This window comes from Lentzea aerocolonigenes (assembly GCF_000974445.1).
GTDB classification, from domain to species: Bacteria; Actinomycetota; Actinomycetes; order Mycobacteriales; family Pseudonocardiaceae; genus Lentzea; species Lentzea aerocolonigenes.
In genome coordinates, this window is sequence record NZ_BBOJ01000035.1 from 16,323 (window position 1) to 32,034 (window position 15,712).

Consider the following 15,712-nt stretch of genomic DNA (forward strand, 5'->3'; position numbering starts at 1 on the left):
GGAGGTCTCCTGACTGTTCGTGTGTGACTGGGGCGTCATGCCGCGTTCCTGGCGTCATCGGCGGCGGTGAGGATGAGTCGTCCGATGTGCTCTGAGACAGCAGGGACAACCGCGTTGCCGAGGGCGTGGATGTCGTCTCGCACCAGCCGACGGGGAACCCCATCAGCCATTCGAGCCAGCGGGGGTTCGGCCGGCCAACGCCGCCGTACATCCGCCTTAGCTGGTTGCAGATCGACTCGCCCTCGCGGCCCGTGTAGCCCTTGAAGTCCCGCGCCACCGGGGTGCGCCACGATGAACAGTCGGCGTCGTCGGTGTGAGGCACCCAGGGCGCACGCTGAGACAACTGACCATTCGACAGCGAACCCGAGGTCGGAAAGGTCGCTGAGGATGATCGAAAAAGCGTGAGTGTCCCTAAGGAGCGCGGGGACGTTCTCGGCGATGACGTATCGAGGTCGAACAGCGTCGATGACGTCTCGCATCCAGGGCCATCCCCATCGTTCGTCCGCGATGCCGCGTCGCTGTCCGGCGATGGAGAACGGCTGGCAAGGGAAGCCACCGCAGACGGCGTCGACTCGGGGGCGTGGCTGTGACTGCCACCAGGCGGGCGCGGTGCGGACGTCGTCATGGCGGTCAACCTCCGGCCAGTGGCGAGCGAGTACGGAGCGGGCGAACGGGTTGATCTCGACCTGGCCCACGACGGTCATCCCGGCGCGTTCGAGCCCCAGTTCGAGACCGCCGATTCCGGCGAACAGCGACAGGACGTTCATGCCGCGCCTCGCACGTCAAACATGGGCGTGGCGGTCTGCGCGGGGCGTTCGGTGCCGGGCATCTGGCGCGGTCGTGCGGTGCCCTCGGTGATGCCGTTGCGGATGCTGCGTCGCACCTTGCCCTCGGTGCAGTCGCACTCCCCGTTGATCAGGGGCGTGGCGGCTGCCATGAGGTGGGCTTCTGCTGTAGCCGGAGGGAGAACGCCGGCGCCGACGAGTTGCCCGAGGGCGATGCCCGCGACGAACGCGGCCCTGTCGTGACCGCCTGAGACGGCCGTAGAGAGCTTGCGGCACTCCCCGTCGACTGCGGCGGTGACGTAGCGGGGCAAACACTGTGAGGGCACCACAACGGGCGCTGAGACGGCCGTACGCGGCCTAGGAGTGAGGCAGTAGACCAACCACACCGGGAGATCGAGCGGAGAGCGGTCCTCGGTGAGGCTGTACTCGCCGTCCGGAGTGATCGAACCGGGGCCGACGACGTAGCCGCCGTGCGCGCGGGTGTCGACCTTCCACCCGAGGCCGTTGCCGTGCTCGCCCTCGGTGTTGCGCAGCTCCACAGTGGACGGCTCACGGAAGTACAGATGCGTCCCACCACGGGCGGTGCGGACGGTCCTGGTCTCCCATGGGACGTCTTCACGCGCCTCCGCGCAGACGGCGGCGAACACGTCGTGACCGTCGCGAATCCCCTCCCGGCTCCAGCGTGGCGGAGGGACGTCGTCGGGTGACTTGCGGGTGTCGAGGTCGATCACGACCAGGCCGCTCGGTCCGGTGGCGATGCCGATGTTGAACGGCCCGGCAGACCAGCACCGCTCGATCACCTTCGGGTCGGTGGTGGCGCGCTGCTCCCAGCCGAGGTGGCCGTTGCGGCACGCTTCGGTCCTAGGGCACCGTTCCGCGCTGTGCAGAGCGGGGCGCTTGGTGCGGGGGCGGAGCGGGAAGACGTAGAAGCCCATCTCTGCTGCGGAGAGTGCGTGCGTCAGCAGTGTGTTCTGTTCGGACATGATCAGGATCTCCTCGTGCTACCTCCGCCCTGCCGCCGCGAACCGTTCACACTGTGTGACCGCGTTGAGGCATGAGGGTGCCGTCACGGTGACCCGTGGTGGGTGCCGCGCAGGCAGGGAGGGAGGTGGATGAGTGGCCCGAAGGGCCTCGATCTGGGTGTTTCTGCTGGTCGGACGACCGGCCGGTGGTCGCGTCCCTGACGGTGATTGCTGCTGGTCAGGGGAGGGACTTGCGGTCAGGGACCCGTCAGGGACAACTCCCTGACATCCCGGCGGGTCCCTGACCCGATCCCTTCGCTACGCGCCGTCGTCCGCGTCGTCATCGTCGTCCGCGAACCGGTCACGCTCAGTGAGTGCCTTGGTGACGTCGTCGGCGCGCACGACCTTCACGCCGTCCGACTTCACGACCTCCACGTCGTGGTCGCCGAGAGCGGCCTTGAGGTCAGCGAACGTCCAGCCCTCGTAGGTGGCGGCGTCCTTCTCTGCGAGCCGGGACAGCACCGTCTGCGTGCGCACACGCTTGTCAGCACCGAGCACCGCGGCGATGTCCGCCAGGTGATCGACCACCACGGGCGTGCTCTCCACTTCGGCCGTCGGCGTGACGGTGCGACCGGACTCCTCCATCAGCGCCATGGCGCGGGCGATGACCGGGGACACCATGTCCAGCCCGTCCTCGAACGGCACGTAGAAGCTGCGCACCAGCTCGAACACGTTGTCGTTGATGCCGACCGCGACACACGTGCCACGGTCCACTTTGGTCCGCAGGTCGGTGGCACGGATGCCCGCCTTGTACTTGCCAGCGCCCAACAGGCCGTCGTTGGCCACGTGGTCGGCGACGGAGAACGCGATGCCGGTGGACACGTTGCGGGTGACCTCGCGTGGGATCGACTCCTTGGTGGGCGACTGGGTGGCCAGCACGAGCACGATGCCGTACTTGCGTCCGCGCTTGATCAGCCGCACCGCCAGTTCGGCGGCTTCCTTGCCGTACTTGGGGTGCATGAACAGCTCGTGCACCTCGTCGATCCAGCAGCACAGCAGGTGCAAGCCGAGGGCGCGCTTGTCGGCGAGCTTGCGGGAGGTCTTGGGCGGGCGGCCCGGCTGCTCACCGAGCACCTTGCCCCGGCGCTCCATCTCGGCCAGCAGGTCCCGCAGGGCCTGCAAAGCGGACTCCGCGACGGAGTCGTCCATGCCCATCGCGTAGCGCGCCAGACGTGGCCGGAACGGCTCGAAGTCGGGCGACTCACCCATGACGTACACCCAGTGCTCGGTGGACGGGTCGAGGCAGGCACCCAGCAGCAGCGTCCGCATGGCCGCGGACTTGCCCTGACCAGGGCGTCCGCCGATGAGCCAGTTCGACTCGAACAGCATCGCGTTGATGACCGCGCCACGCTGCGTCAGCCCGAACGGCACACCCTCGAACACGTCCACCTGGCCGTCATGCTGCAACGGCCACTCACCCGCGCCACCACCGAGCTTGCCCTTGTCGGCCACCCACAGATCGAGGATGCCGGACTCATCGCCCTCAGTCGGCCACGTCTCCAACGCCGCACGCCCGAGGTTCGCTGCGAGCTTCTTCCGTTGCGCCGCCACCATGTCCGCCGTGACACCCATCGGCAGGCGAACCTGTGCGTAGGTGCCGTCACCGTCCACACGGGCCGGAACCGAGTACACCAACTGGCCACCGTTCTTGAAGAACTTGTCCAGCGGCGCGACACCGAGGTTGGCCAGCGCGGTGGAGATCATGCGCTCGTCCACCCACGAGTCCGCGTCGTCGCGGTCCGGGCGCACGAGGAACCCGGCACCGGGAGCCTTGTCGCGGCCCTCCCAGATGGCGGCGAGCAGGATGCCGAGCGGAGAGAACCAGAGCATCCACTTGAGCACCGCCCGCACGATGTCCAGCACCCCGTACACGGTGGAGAGCCAGTTCCACATCTGGTCGCGCTCGAACGCATGGTCCACCACGACCAGGAACAGCACGCCGGCGGCGATGATCGCCATGACCTTGAGCGCGGACCGCAGCTTCGCCCACCGGGCCGCGGCGTCCGCCCGCAACGTCTCCTGAGCGAACCGCCGCGCCTCAGGGTCGTTGGCGAGCCTGGCGTTGCGGGCGTCGGCCCTCAGGTCGCCGTGCGTCGCCCACGTCCAGGCCTTGGCCGTCCAGCGCCCGAGTCCACGGATGGCGAACCACGTCAGCCGTGCCGAGTCCCGCGGGGACTTGCGCACCCGGTAGGCCACGACCGACCGGACCCGCACGCTGATGTCCGACTCCCGCAGGATGCGAACGGCCACGTCAGCCGTGCCGCGAACCCGGTCCGCCACCATGCGCCGGTCGAGCTCCGCGCTCTCCGCGTCGGTGACGATCTCGCCGTCGAACACCTTCGGCTCGACCTCGGTACCTGGTCGGATCGGGACCACCTTGGCCACGGTCTCGGGCCCGCTGATGGTCTCGGTCATCTCGCTCACCTCCTGGTCGGACTCGGTGTTCTCGTGCGGGTTCGTGGTCGAGGTGCTCATGCCCGCACCTCCGTCCGGGCGTCGTGCAGCAGGTGGGTCAGGGCTGCGGCGCTACCGAGCACGACCACCAGCAGGACCGACACGAACGTGGTGATCCACCACGGCGCGACCGTCATGCCGGAGGCCTTCATCAGGTGGTAGGCCACCTGCCCCAGGGCACCGAGCACGAGCGACCCGATAGCCGACCACTTGGCGAAGGCGCGGGCACCGGAGGCGATGAGCGCGCCGGACAGCCACACCCGCAGCGCGTACGCGGCGTAGGCCTCGACACCGAGCGGGAGTGTGATGGCGGAGTTGATGACGAAGTTGTCCGCGATGCCGGGCAGCAGCCGCACCGGACCGAACCCGGTCATCTCACCGAGACCGACCCAACCACCCCAGATCGAGACGAACGCACCGAGGGCGATCACCCACAACGGCCACGACCGCACCGGCTTCGCCGCAGGCACTGCCTCGACGGACACGGCGGGCACGACCTCGACCGCCGGCGACGTCGGGGCGTCCACCGTCACGTCGGTCCGCTCGTGCTCGACCTCGACGGTGGGGAGTTCCGTCGTGTCCTGGACGGCCTCGACGACGGCGGGTTGGGGCACCTCGGGTGCGTTCTTGGTCGCGGGCACCGAGTGCAGGAGGCGGACCGGCGCGGGTGCCGCCGTCGCCGGGACCAGGCCCTCACCCTCGACCATGGCCAGCGCGTCAGACGCCTTCTTCGCGCCCACGCCGCATTCCCGCATGATGCGGTTGCGGGCGGGGAGCTTGCCCTCCGTCGCGACGATGGCCTGAACCTTGGTCACGACGTCTTCCAACTTCGTCGGGTATGCGCTGGTCATCGCCGTGCCCCCTTGACGTGTGCGTGCTCGGTCGTGGTGACGGTGAGAGCCCGCACGATCAGTGCGGCGGTGACGAACGCGGGCACGGCCAGAGCAGCCGCAGTCACCCGCCAGTCAGCGGAGTTCGCGAGGATCAGCCACTGTCCGCCGCCGATCACCGTCGTAGTGATGAGCGTGCGGACGGTGTTGCCGCCCATCCGGTGCACCTGGCGCGCCTTGTGTGCGGCCTTGACGCCACCGCGGACGGCGACGATGACCAGCAGCACGCACAGCCCGAGCGCGATCAGCATCCAGGGCTGGATCTTGTCGGCGAAGTTCATCACGCACAGCCCGTCGACTCGTCGCCGATCACGCGGGGCAGGTGGACGTGCAGGTGCCGCACGGTCACGTTGAATTCCATCGTCCGCAGGTCCGCCGCGGCGACCTCGGCCAGCGCGACGGAGCGGTGACGACCGCCGGCGCATCCGAACGCGATGACGCAACGGTGTCCGTGCGGGAAGGCGAGAACGAAGCCGAGCGCGAGGTCGATCGTCTCCGGCGCGCCCCAGGTGTCGAGTACGACGCGGCGCACGTCGTCGTCGCGGCCGTCGCAGTCGAGCAACCCGGTGTCGCGCACTGCGGCGGGGTCGCTGAGGTAGCGGCGCACGTCGAACGTGAGGTCTGCCTGCGGCGCGGGGCCGTGCAGGTAGCCGAACGAGATGACCTCGACGTCACCCGCGATACCGGGGGCGTGTTGAGGGGGAGTGGTGGTGTCGGACATGCTGATGGTCTCCTGACTCATCTGATGGGTGTGGGAGACCCGAATCGGCAGACGTTCTTGGTCGGATGGGCTGCCGGTTCGGGGCGAAGCTAAGCGGCCTGCTGGCCCTGGTCCTCGGTGTCCTCAAAGCACTTCCAGCACTGACGCGTGCTGGTCGGGAGGACGTAGAGCGGGTCCTTGCCGCAGCTGCGGCAGATACGGCGGGCGAGGTTGGCCTTGGCCAGCGCGGTGTGTTTCGCCGGCGTCATCGGCCGGACCGGCGCGGCGTTCGCGATCAGGTACAGCGACGCGAACCAGGTCTTGCCCGACTCGTTGTGCCGCCCGTACAGCACCGCCACCGGGTCCTGTCCGTTGGGACGCAAGTCCATCGCCCGCAACTGCCGGTAGGTGGCGAGCTTGTCGCGCGGGGCGCACCCGAAGGACAGCAACGGCAATCCGTCGTGCACGCCACGCGTCCACTGAGGACCGGCCGCCCATGGGACCTGGGTGAACACCCAGGGGAACGTCTTGGCGCCCATCAGAAGCCCCGATCACGCTGCACGGTCAGGCGGGTGTCCGGCGTGAAGAACGTCCGCTCATCGATCACAGGTGGCGTGGCGTCGGTCCAGCAGACGATGTAGTCGAGCACCGTGCCGCTCTGGTGCTCCTGGTTCGTCCACCGCTTGTTCACACGAAGGACCGTGCGGCCGTCGATGATGTCGCCTTCCTTCACCAGCGACACCGGCATGTTGTTGAGCTGGACCAAACGCGGCTGCTCGCTCATTACGCCGCCTCCGTCCCGCTCGGAACGGCCGCGCTGTGCAGGCGGAGGACGGTCACCGTGCCGCCCAACGTGCGCTTGACGATGCGACGGTCCCGCTGCGTACGGGCCGTGCCGTCCAGCAACGCGGACGTCGCGACGAACGGCAGCTCCGCCAACTCGTCCTCAACGTCCGAGATCAGTGCGTCGATCGACGCTTCGTTCAACCCATCCGGGCTGTAGTTGCCCTGGTCTTCCATGGTGCGCATCGATGTTCCTCCCGTGTGGTCGCCGCCACATCTGGCGACAGGGAGGACGCTAACAGTTGTTATGTGAGCAGGTCAACTGTTTGGTGGTGATTTGCCCGGAAAACGTCTGTTACCAGCGCAAACGCTGGTCAGCTTACTGTTTGGCGGCTGGTATGCTCCGACCTAACAGCAGTCCAGGCGGTCGGAGGTTGCATGTCAGGCGAGGGTCCTCGTGTCGCGCGAGCTGAGGCTGGCTACCAGCAGGTGGCGCGCAACATCCGCAACCAGATCGCGGCTGGTCTGTTGCGCGACGGGCAGGCGCTGCCATCCACGCGTGCCCTCGGGAAGGAGTGGGGCGTCAGCGTCTTCACGATCAATAAGGCGATGGAGCTTCTGATAGAAGAGGGCCTGGTTATCAGTAAGGAGCGCTCTGGTCGCGTCGTGAACGCGCCAGACCAGGTGTATCGCACCGAGATGCGCACGGTGGCGCCACATGTCCTTCTTATTGGCGGTTATGCGGGCAGTGGAAAGACTGAGCTGGGTAGGATTCTTGCCCGCGCTACCGGTTGGCCAATGCTGGACAAAGACACGCTCACTCGCCCTGTCGTTGAGGCTGCGCTTGAGATACTGGGGCTCTCGCCGAATGATCGAGAGTCGGAGACCTATCTGTCAAAGGTGCGTCCTCGGGAGTATGAAGCCCTCATCAATGCAATGACTGAGAATGTTCAGTGTGGGAGCAGCGCGATCGTTACTGCACCGTTCATCAAAGAGTTCAAAGATACGGCGTGGCTGAACCGCATCGCGGCCAGCTGTGCTGACATGAACGCCACGATGACTGTTGTGTGGGTGTATTGCGACCCTGCGACTATGCACAGCTACATTCGGCACCGTGGCGCGGCCAGGGATGCGTCCAAGATTGAGAACTGGGCTGACTATCTAGATGTCATTGACGTCGACTTCCGGCCGCCAATGCCGCACAAGGTCATCGATAACAGCGCGTCCGGCGTTCCGCTGCAAACGCAAGCGCGGGACTTGATTGCGCAATTGGCGGGAGAGTAATCCGTGGCTGTGTCTAGAATTCTCGTGAGCAACGAGGAAGACGACAGGAGTGGTTACGAGTACCTGGATGCCGTACCTGGGCTAGAACTCGTCGAATACGATCCTAATGACCTCGCCCTGGACGATTTGCAGCGTTCAGTTCAACTGCTCATGCCGCCATACCGGGGGAGTCACCGACCCCTCGGCTTGGTTGAGGTGCTGCCAAACCTGCGGATGGTGCAGCTTCTCTCGGCAGGCGTAGATGAGTGGAGGCCTCGCGTGCCTAAGCACGTGATGGTGGCTAGCGCGCGCGGCGCGCATGCGGGTCCGGTTTCTGAGTGGGTGCTGTCGGCAATTTTGACGCAGTTGCGCCAATGGCCTGCGCTGGTCAGGTTTCAGGACCAACACACGTGGGCCCACCGCAAGTTCGACGCTGACACGCTCGCTGGCAAGCGCGTTCTCATTGTCGGTGCGGGAAGCATTGGAATGGCAGTTGCGCGAAAACTTGACGCTTTTGGGGCTGAACCGACGCTGGTCGCTAGCTCCGCGCGAAACGGTGTGCATGGACCCGACGAACTGCCGCAACTGATTCCGGGCCACGCCGTCGTAGTTGTTACTACACCTCTTACGGAGACGACGGCAGGCCTTGTGGATGCCAGGTTCCTTGCTGCTATGGACGACGGCGCGCTGCTGGTAAACGCTGGTCGTGGTCAAGTCGTCGACACGGACGCGCTGGTCCTCGAACTACGGAGCGGCCGTCTCCGTGCGGCTCTCGACGTGACCGATCCTGAACCCTTGCCTCCTGAGCATCCAATGTGGGATTGCGCCGGAGCGATTGTCAGTCCGCATGCTGCTCGTACCGTTCCCGGAACCAATCGGCTTTGCTACCGGGTAGCGGCGGATCAGATCGCAACGTTCCTGTCGGGCGGCACGCCGTCGAACGTGGCCTACCTCTAGGACGGCTGTAGCCGGGAGGGGGTTCCTGGAACATCGGTAACTGCGGTAACTGCGGTAACCGTGCAGGTCAAACGGTTACCGCAGAGGGGGCGGTTACCGATCGCGATGGTAACCCGAGTGTCTTGCCGCCGAACACCGTTGTTGGTTCACCCCCTCCCGGCTTCAGCATCTGTGCCCTCGGAGGCCGTGAGGTGGTGAGGGGCGTTACCGTTCCGATCGGTAACCGCACCTCTATCGGTAACCGTCTGACCTGCATGGTTACCGCAGTTACCGCAGTTACCGCAGTTACCGACGTCTGAGACGCAGGGGACGGCTACAGCAGTACCGAGCTCGGCCGATGGGAGTCCTGCGGCTGTCATTCGACGGCTCGGTTTATCGGAGGGGCACGTTGAGGCTGGTTGCTAGCGCCGCCGTTTCGGTTTCACTGCTTGGGTCGCTATTTCATCGGTCAGACTGCCTTTTAGGAATTCCTTAGTAGTTAGCCCCAGGTCGATTCCCGACAGGATGTGTGAAACTTCTGGTGCTGGCTCTCCATCCGTGGCGCCATATCGTTTGATGGATATATCAAGTCCTGAAGGCGGCATAAAGACGACGGTCGAGGATGGGCTAATGGTGTGTGCTAGGTCATGTACCGACTCTGCGGCGCGCTTGTTTGTTTCTGCGAGGATCTTCATGAGGCTGCTCGGATTCCGAAGTGTCTTTTTGCTTAGCGCGTCGAGTCTCTTGCGGTCTTCTGGTCGGATCGCGTATTCGCCAGAGCCTTTAATCGTCAAATCTGAGCCGCAGACCTCAAAGGCGTCAAGGTGAAATTCTGTCAGGATGGTCTTCTTTGCTGATGGCGACGCTGACTGCTCATTCGTGATTGTGGCCGCCCATGGTCTTCCGTGTACGAACGCGCCTATGGTGAAGTAGTGCGGTACATCGTGTCTTTGGGATTCTCGGCCAAGCTCTCTGCTGGCCTGTTCTCGTAGGTCTAAAAGGGTTTCGCCTACCGTCCGGATCTTGCCTCTTAGTACATCCCGCATCCACTCGGATACGTCTGAGTATCCAGCTCTGCCGAGTCCTGTGTATGAAATGAGGGCTGATCCGTCGGGACAACTCACGATCACGTATTTAGTGCTGGCGTCAGTGTCTCGTTTGCCGCCCGGTTTCAAAGTGAGCCGGTGGTCGGAGCACGACATGATTCCCCAAGTTGCCGCGATCATCATTATCAGCGTCATGAGCTACCTGCTTCGGTAGACGGCGTGGCTGCCCTCAGTGTGCATCCGTATCCAACTTCCGCGCAGCGGCAGCCTGACGGATGTCATCCTCGGTGGATTAAGGGCAGGCGCCACCTGTAGTTGCATCGGCGATGGGCTTGTGACGCTCTGGAATCAGGGCGATGCGCAGAGGCGCTGACATGGGGCGCTCTCTCGGGTTCCGACTGTGCTGCGTACCGGGGACGTACCGAAGTGGCGCACAGTGTAGGTTGTGCCGCAGGTCAGGGCGGGTGCTCACGCGAGTCTGTAAATCCGTCGCGAAAGCTACAGAGGTTCGAATCCTCTACCCGCCACAGCAGGACAGAAGGCCCTGTGACCAGGTGACTGGTCACAGGGCCTTTGTAGTGTCGGCAGGTCGGGCGTGACTCGAACCGGGCCTGCGCGCCGGCCGTGCCCGACGCGGACACCCGAGCGAGCCGCGGTCGCCAGGTCGAGCGGGTCCCGTGTCCGTCGCGAATCGTGGACTGTGGACGCATTGCCGAAATCGTCGTTACGATTCCCGGGACCGAACCTGATGTTCGACGATCGGCGACATTGGTGGACGTGTTCATCTCCTACTGCCGGCGTGATGTCGATGCCGCGCGGCAAATGGCGAACTTGCTCCTCGGGGCCGGGTACAACGTCTGGGTCGACTGGGAACTGCGGGCCGGGCAGACCTGGAAGGCGATGATCCGGGAGAAGATCGAGAACAGCGACCGGTTCGTTTGCGTCGTGACTCCGGAGATGCTCGATTCTCCGTGGTGCACGTGGGAGTTGTCCGTCGCGACTCGGATGGGCAAGCCGGTCGTGCCGGTGCTCGTCCGCGTCGGTGGGCGGGAGCACGCCGTGCTGCGGACCATCCAGTTCGCCGACTTCACCGGCGGGGCCACGGACGCGGCGGTGGCCTCACTGCTCGAGGGGATGGCCGCGGCGGTGTCGAGCGTGCCGGACCCCGGGCTGCCGATCGAGCCTCCGGAGAGTGAGCTCCACCAACCGTATTATCGCCGGCATTTCAGCGACGCCATCATTTCGCAGCAGTTCGACCTGCGTGCCACGGGTGAGCTCATTCTCGAAAAGCGGAGTGCTTCCCGGCTCGTTCTGGGTTTCGTCCAGGTCGGCGGGCGGGTCACGCTCACCGATCAGAGGTTGCTCTTCGAGGCCCATTCCTTCAACTTCAAGGCCGAACGCGTGGAAATCGGCCTCGCGGACGTCCTGCGCGTCGATTCGTTCACGATCGGTGTTCTTCCGCCTGGCTTCACTGTGCACACCAGGTCCGGCCGGAAGTTCAGGTTCGTCAGCTACGGCAGAAACGACCTAGTCGAGGCGATAGATCGATATCGCCCATGACGGCGTCGGCGCGTGTAGGTTGTCGTCGCCAATCCAGCAGGGGGGATCCACGTGCGTACGCAGATGGCCACGGAGGCCGGTAGGACGACGGCGCCGAGCGAGGACCGTGCCGTGGTCGGGCCGAACCTGCTCGCCGTGCTCGACGGCGTCACGGCCAAGCCGGAGAACGGGTGCGAGCACGGGGTCGGGTGGTTCGCCGACCAGCTCTCCGCGGAGATCCTGCGGGTCGCGCACCTCGGGCCCGCCGAGGCGCTCAAGGAGGCCATCGCGCAGGCCGCGGCGCTGCACGACGGCACGTGCGACCTCGACCACCCCGACTCGCCCAGCGTGGCGATCGCGATGGTGCAGATCAAGGACGACGTGCTGCGGTACCTGGTGCTGGGTGACGCCACGGTCGTCGTCGACACCAAGCGGGAACTGCACGTCGTGAGCGACACGCAGACCAAGCGCACGGCCGGTGCGAAGGCCGCTGACGTCGAGCACGCGCTCACCGGCGAGGTGCCGATCCAGGACGTGCGCCGCCTCGCGATCCTCTCCGACGGCGCCGCGCGTGCGGTGGACCTGTTCAACCTCTTCGACTGGCCCAAGGCTCTCGAACTGATGGCGGCGAACGGGCCGGACGACCTCATCCGCAAGATGCGCGCGGTCGAGAAGGAAGACGCCAAGGCCGTCGACTGGCCGCGCAAGAAGATCTCCGACGACGCGACCGTCGTGTACCTCGACCGGTGACGACGCTCTCGGCGCTGGACGACGTGCTGCGCGACGCCGCGAGCGTCCGGGTCTCCGAGATCGAGTGGTACGGCGAGATCGTCGTCGACCTGACGGAGCCGGGCGAACTCGACCGGCTGCGGGCGGCCCTGGCGGTCGCCGACTTGCCGGGTTACGTGTGCGCGTGCCGCGGACAGGTCCGGTTCGAGTTCTTCGACGCACGGGGCGAACGTCTCACCGTCGTCGTCATGCACCACGGGATCTCGCTCGCCTGGCAGTGGCTCAGCGGCCACGGGGAGCTCGCGGACGGCGGGAAGTTGTTGCGCTGGCTGGGAGATCACGGCCTGCCCGGTCCGTTGCTCAGCAGCGCCGAACGGCCGGAACGGCTGGCCTGGATCGCCGCGATGCCGCCCGCGCTGGAGGAGATGGCCGGCGATCTGGTCGGCCACTGGCCGATGGCCGCCGACTCCAAGCACGTGGCCGAGGCGCGCAAACGCATGCGGATCGTCGATCCCGTGACGGGAGTGCTGCAACTGCTGGCCTGGTGTGCGTCTGGGATGGGCAACGGGACGAAGTCCCCGCCGTACGAGGACGTTCCGGGCCTGGTCCTGCGTGACACGCCGATCGCGGAGATCGTCGAAGCGCTCCAGGACCCCCAGGCCGACGAACGTCACGACGTCGGCGCGGCCAGAATCCTGTTGGTGGACAAGGGCAGGGTCAGGCAACGGATGGACGTGGCCTCGCTGCCCGGTCCGCTCCGGGTCCGCGTGCGGGAAGCCGCCGCGGCGCGCGGGTACGACCTGCCGCGGTGGGCGGAGATCCTGCTGTCCAAGGCCTAGAAAAATCTTCGAAGAACCTGTCACACATCCGTCGCGCCTCGGGTCAACAGGGCAGAAGACGACGAAGACAGGGAGACACGAAGATGAGGATCGCCAACCCGATGATGACCGTGCCCGGCGCGATGCAGGCGCTCCTGGGACTGTCCGAGGCGGCGGAGAAGACCGGGCTGGACAAGAACTTCCTGGAGCTGGTCTACCTGAGGGTCAGCATCATCAACAGCTGTGGGGTCTGCATCGACTACCACAGCAAGCTGCTGCGCAAGGCGGGCGAGACGGACGAGCGGGTCTACTCCGTGGCCGGTTGGCGGGACGTGCCGTACTACACGGACGCGGAGAAGGCGGCGTTCGCGCTCGCCGAGGAGATGACCAGCGTGCACGTCAGTGACGACGTGTGGAACGAGGCGGCGAAGCACTGGAGCGAGGCCCAGCTCGGCGGGCTCACGATCGCGATCTCCGCGATCAACGTGTGGAACCGGCTCAACGTCGCCACGCAGCAGAAGGTGGCCTGAGTTCGAAGAAGTCGAGGCCGGCGCGCAAGAGCTTCCTCTCTCTTGCGTGCCGGCCTCAGCGCGCAGCATACCCCATGTCGAACAGATGTTCGATCATTGGGCGATCAACACGCCGATCAACTCGCGGCGAGCGCCGCCCGGCCGTCGTCGGTCAGCTCCGCGCCGACGCGATGGCCGAAGCTCGTCGGCTGCATGGGGCGCAGCAGTCCCGCGTGCACGAGATCGTGCGTCGCCATCTGGTCGCAGCAGGGCAGTCCGTCGACGTACAGCTCGGGCTCCGTGCCGCCGGTGACCTCGGCACGGCCTGCCGCGACAGCCCGCAGCATCGCCCTCGCTCTTCCGCTGAGTTCCATCTCGACCCCCCAGGTGTGGTGTCCGAATCCGCTATCCCCTTTGTCGAAATAGAGGCCGGATTCGTTCCACAAGTACGGGCTCGTTCGGGTTCTTCGCTTGTGTGAACGGGTAGATCATGTCTCACTACGCCGTTCGGGTCACGAAGACACGCCGGGGGACGTGCGCAAAGCCGGTCGGCGGGCCCACGTCGTCCAGCGCGGGCGATACCCCTGCGAGTACCAGAACGGCGTCGACCGCGGGTTCGGCAGGGCGTGGTGGAGCAGCGTCGACGCCACCCCCGAGCGGTCCAGCACGTCGTGCACGTGCGCCACGAGCGCGCTGCCCGCGCCGGTGCCGCGGGAGTCCGGCCGTACGCCGAGGTGTCCGAAGTAGGCGAACGGGCGCGCCTCTGTGAAGCGCTCCATCCACAGCGCGTGCGACGGCATGTCGACGTAGGCCATGCCGACGGGCGTGTCACCGCGGACGGCCAGCCACATCGCCTCGTGGTCGCGGTCGAGCACCTCGGCGTACGTCGACCTGAGGTGCTCCTCGCTGTTCGGGCGTTCGGTGACCATGCCGAACGCCGCGTCGTACCTGATCGTGTGCATGTTCAGCTCGACCGCGACGTCCAGGTCGGCGTGCGTCGCGGGGCGGATGCGGACGTCGGACGGCCGGGGCGGTGCGGACCGTCCGGCCAGGCGTTCGGCGATCACCGTGAGCGGGGCGAAGCCGTGGTGGATCAACGGCAGCGCGTTGGTGGTCTCGTGGCTCGGCACCGTCACGATCGCCGCGGTGTCCGTGTCGTCCAGGCCGGTGAGGCGGTGCTCCCACTCGTCGAGCAACGCGGGCAGGTCCCAGCCCGGTTGCCAGGTCAGGCTGTGGACGCGCAGTGGGCTCCACGTCGGTAGAAGGGAATCCGGATCCGTCTCGCGGTACGAGAAAATCTCCGTCACGACCTCATCTGAGCATGGCAGGGTCGCGCGTGTGGAGATCTTCGTCGTGGACGCGTTCACCGACCGGCCCTTCGCGGGCAACCCCGCCGGCGTCGTGCTCCTCGCCGAGCCGCGCGACGACGACTGGATGCAGCGGGTCGCCGCCGAGTTGAAGCACGAGGGAACGGCCTTCGTCACCTCGGACAACGAGCTCCGGTGGTTCTCGCCGACGCGCGAGCTCGAACTCTGCGGGCACGCCACGCTCGCCGCCGCGCACGTCCTCGGCGGCGAGCAGAAGTTCACCACGCGTAGTGGCGTCCTCACGTGCGTCAACGACGACGGATGGGTCCGGATGGACTTCCCGGCGGACCCGTCAGAATTGACTGACCCGCCAATCGGACTAGCAGCAGCGCTGCCACATGCGACGATCAAGTTCGTGGCGCGTGGGCGCTTCGACTACCTGATCGAGTTGGGGAGCGCCGCGGAAGTCCGTTCCTTGCGACCTGACGTCCAAGGACTGGCACAGATTTCGTCACGGGGAGTAATCGTGACGGCTGCTGGCGACGGTGAAGCAGACGTCGTGAGTCGCTGTTTTTATCCGGCCGTCGGCATCCCGGAGGACTCCGTCACCGGTTCGGCCCACTGCACGCTGGCGTCCTATTGGGTGCCTCGGCTCCAGCGCGCTGACCTGCTGGCGGAGCAGGCGTCGCCGCGGGGAGGGTTCGTGCGGGCGACCCTCGCACAAGATCGCGTACTGCTCTCCGGGCAGGCCGTGACGGTGCTCCGGGGGCGCCTGAACGTCTAATCACGTCTGGGTGAATCGACGTCACTACGGGTGCTCGACCTGCCATTTCGTCCCCCGAGCGGGGTACATTGGTGCCCCTGGAGGGGTCCTGATCGCCAAGTGCGGGACCCCTCAGTCACGCCTAGAGGTCCCCCCACCCCAGGCCGA

Annotated in this window: 19 protein-coding genes; 7 read left to right on the top strand and 12 right to left on the bottom strand. The window is 66.1% G+C overall.

Annotated elements, in window-relative coordinates; genetic code table 11:
* Nucleotides 1-35: 35 nt before the first annotated feature.
* The 9 genes from AOM45_RS54080 to AOM45_RS45000 all read right to left on the bottom strand — a co-directional run bounded on the left by AOM45_RS54080 (nt 36) and on the right by AOM45_RS45000 (nt 6,880).
* Entirely contained in the window at nt 36-767 is a 732-nt protein-coding gene (locus tag AOM45_RS54080) for a DNA cytosine methyltransferase (RefSeq protein ID WP_081902780.1), read from the bottom strand.
* Nucleotides 764-1,768, bottom strand: coding sequence for a bifunctional DNA primase/polymerase (locus AOM45_RS44965; RefSeq protein ID WP_051784739.1), 1,005 nt, complete (start codon nt 1,766-1,768; stop codon nt 764-766). The genes AOM45_RS54080 and AOM45_RS44965 overlap by 4 nt, the downstream gene beginning before the upstream one ends.
* Nucleotides 1,769-2,065: 297 nt before the next feature.
* A complete protein-coding gene (locus AOM45_RS44970; protein ID WP_063757203.1) occupies nt 2,066-4,282 on the bottom strand; it encodes an FtsK/SpoIIIE domain-containing protein in 2,217 nt (738 codons plus the stop codon).
* Complete coding sequence (locus AOM45_RS44975) at nt 4,279-5,112, bottom strand: hypothetical protein (RefSeq protein WP_030473518.1); 834 nt, start codon at nt 5,110-5,112, stop codon at nt 4,279-4,281. Before AOM45_RS44975 ends, AOM45_RS44970 begins: the two co-directional genes overlap by 4 nt.
* A complete protein-coding gene (locus tag AOM45_RS44980; protein ID WP_035913814.1) occupies nt 5,109-5,432 on the bottom strand; it encodes a hypothetical protein in 324 nt (107 codons plus the stop codon). Before AOM45_RS44980 ends, AOM45_RS44975 begins: the two co-directional genes overlap by 4 nt.
* Nucleotides 5,432-5,893, bottom strand: coding sequence for a RapZ C-terminal domain-containing protein (locus AOM45_RS44985; RefSeq protein ID WP_051784738.1), 462 nt, complete (start codon nt 5,891-5,893; stop codon nt 5,432-5,434). The genes AOM45_RS44980 and AOM45_RS44985 overlap by 1 nt, the downstream gene beginning before the upstream one ends.
* 68 nt (nt 5,894-5,961) lie before the next feature.
* Complete coding sequence (locus AOM45_RS44990) at nt 5,962-6,390, bottom strand: RRQRL motif-containing zinc-binding protein (protein WP_211263008.1); 429 nt, start codon at nt 6,388-6,390, stop codon at nt 5,962-5,964.
* On the bottom strand, nt 6,390-6,635 hold the full coding sequence (locus AOM45_RS44995) for a hypothetical protein (RefSeq protein WP_030473515.1): 246 nt from the start codon (nt 6,633-6,635) through the stop codon (nt 6,390-6,392). The genes AOM45_RS44990 and AOM45_RS44995 overlap by 1 nt, the downstream gene beginning before the upstream one ends.
* Nucleotides 6,635-6,880 carry a hypothetical protein gene (locus AOM45_RS45000; protein ID WP_030473514.1) on the bottom strand — a complete coding sequence of 82 codons (246 nt, stop codon included), beginning with the start codon at nt 6,878-6,880 and terminating at the stop codon, nt 6,635-6,637. Before AOM45_RS45000 ends, AOM45_RS44995 begins: the two co-directional genes overlap by 1 nt.
* Before the next feature lie 243 nt (nt 6,881-7,123).
* Between AOM45_RS45000 and AOM45_RS45005 the strand changes: the two genes are divergently transcribed.
* Together AOM45_RS45005 and AOM45_RS50295 are read left to right on the top strand one after the other, a co-directional pair.
* On the top strand, nt 7,124-7,918 hold the full coding sequence (locus AOM45_RS45005; protein WP_236704067.1) for a GntR family transcriptional regulator: 795 nt from the start codon (nt 7,124-7,126) through the stop codon (nt 7,916-7,918).
* Nucleotides 7,919-7,942: 24 nt separating this feature from the next.
* A complete protein-coding gene (locus AOM45_RS50295; RefSeq protein ID WP_236704068.1) occupies nt 7,943-8,854 on the top strand; it encodes an NAD(P)-dependent oxidoreductase in 912 nt (303 codons plus the stop codon).
* Nucleotides 8,855-9,255: 401 nt separating this feature from the next.
* Here the strand turns inward: AOM45_RS50295 and AOM45_RS51555 are convergent, their stop codons facing one another.
* Entirely contained in the window at nt 9,256-10,074 is an 819-nt protein-coding gene (locus AOM45_RS51555; protein WP_156094436.1) for a hypothetical protein, read from the bottom strand.
* Nucleotides 10,075-10,650: 576 nt separating this feature from the next.
* Between AOM45_RS51555 and AOM45_RS45010 the strand changes: the two genes are divergently transcribed.
* The 4 genes from AOM45_RS45010 (at nt 10,651) to AOM45_RS45025 (ending at nt 13,495) form a co-directional block, all read left to right on the top strand.
* Entirely contained in the window at nt 10,651-11,439 is a 789-nt protein-coding gene (locus AOM45_RS45010) for a toll/interleukin-1 receptor domain-containing protein (protein ID WP_030473512.1), read from the top strand.
* A 51-nt stretch (nt 11,440-11,490) separates the two neighbouring features.
* Nucleotides 11,491-12,168, top strand: a complete 678-nt coding sequence (locus AOM45_RS45015; protein WP_156094435.1) for a protein phosphatase 2C domain-containing protein — start codon at nt 11,491-11,493, stop codon at nt 12,166-12,168.
* Nucleotides 12,165-12,986 carry a hypothetical protein gene (locus AOM45_RS45020; RefSeq protein WP_030473510.1) on the top strand — a complete coding sequence of 274 codons (822 nt, stop codon included), beginning with the start codon at nt 12,165-12,167 and terminating at the stop codon, nt 12,984-12,986. Before AOM45_RS45015 ends, AOM45_RS45020 begins: the two co-directional genes overlap by 4 nt.
* A gap of 83 nt (nt 12,987-13,069) precedes the next feature.
* Nucleotides 13,070-13,495, top strand: a complete 426-nt coding sequence (locus AOM45_RS45025; RefSeq protein ID WP_030473509.1) for a carboxymuconolactone decarboxylase family protein — start codon at nt 13,070-13,072, stop codon at nt 13,493-13,495.
* Nucleotides 13,496-13,611: 116 nt separating this feature from the next.
* On the opposite strand, the gene AOM45_RS45030 is transcribed toward AOM45_RS45025, so the two are convergent.
* On the bottom strand, nt 13,612-13,821 hold the full coding sequence (locus AOM45_RS45030) for a hypothetical protein (RefSeq protein ID WP_236704069.1): 210 nt from the start codon (nt 13,819-13,821) through the stop codon (nt 13,612-13,614).
* A gap of 165 nt (nt 13,822-13,986) precedes the next feature.
* Entirely contained in the window at nt 13,987-14,781 is a 795-nt protein-coding gene (locus AOM45_RS45035; protein WP_051784737.1) for a GNAT family N-acetyltransferase, read from the bottom strand.
* A 31-nt stretch (nt 14,782-14,812) separates the two neighbouring features.
* Between AOM45_RS45035 and AOM45_RS45040 the strand changes: the two genes are divergently transcribed.
* The gene (locus AOM45_RS45040) at nt 14,813-15,565 is read left to right on the top strand and encodes a PhzF family phenazine biosynthesis protein (protein WP_030473506.1); all 753 of its coding nucleotides are present in this window, start codon (nt 14,813-14,815) and stop codon (nt 15,563-15,565) included.
* Nucleotides 15,566-15,712: the final 147 nt, after the last annotated feature.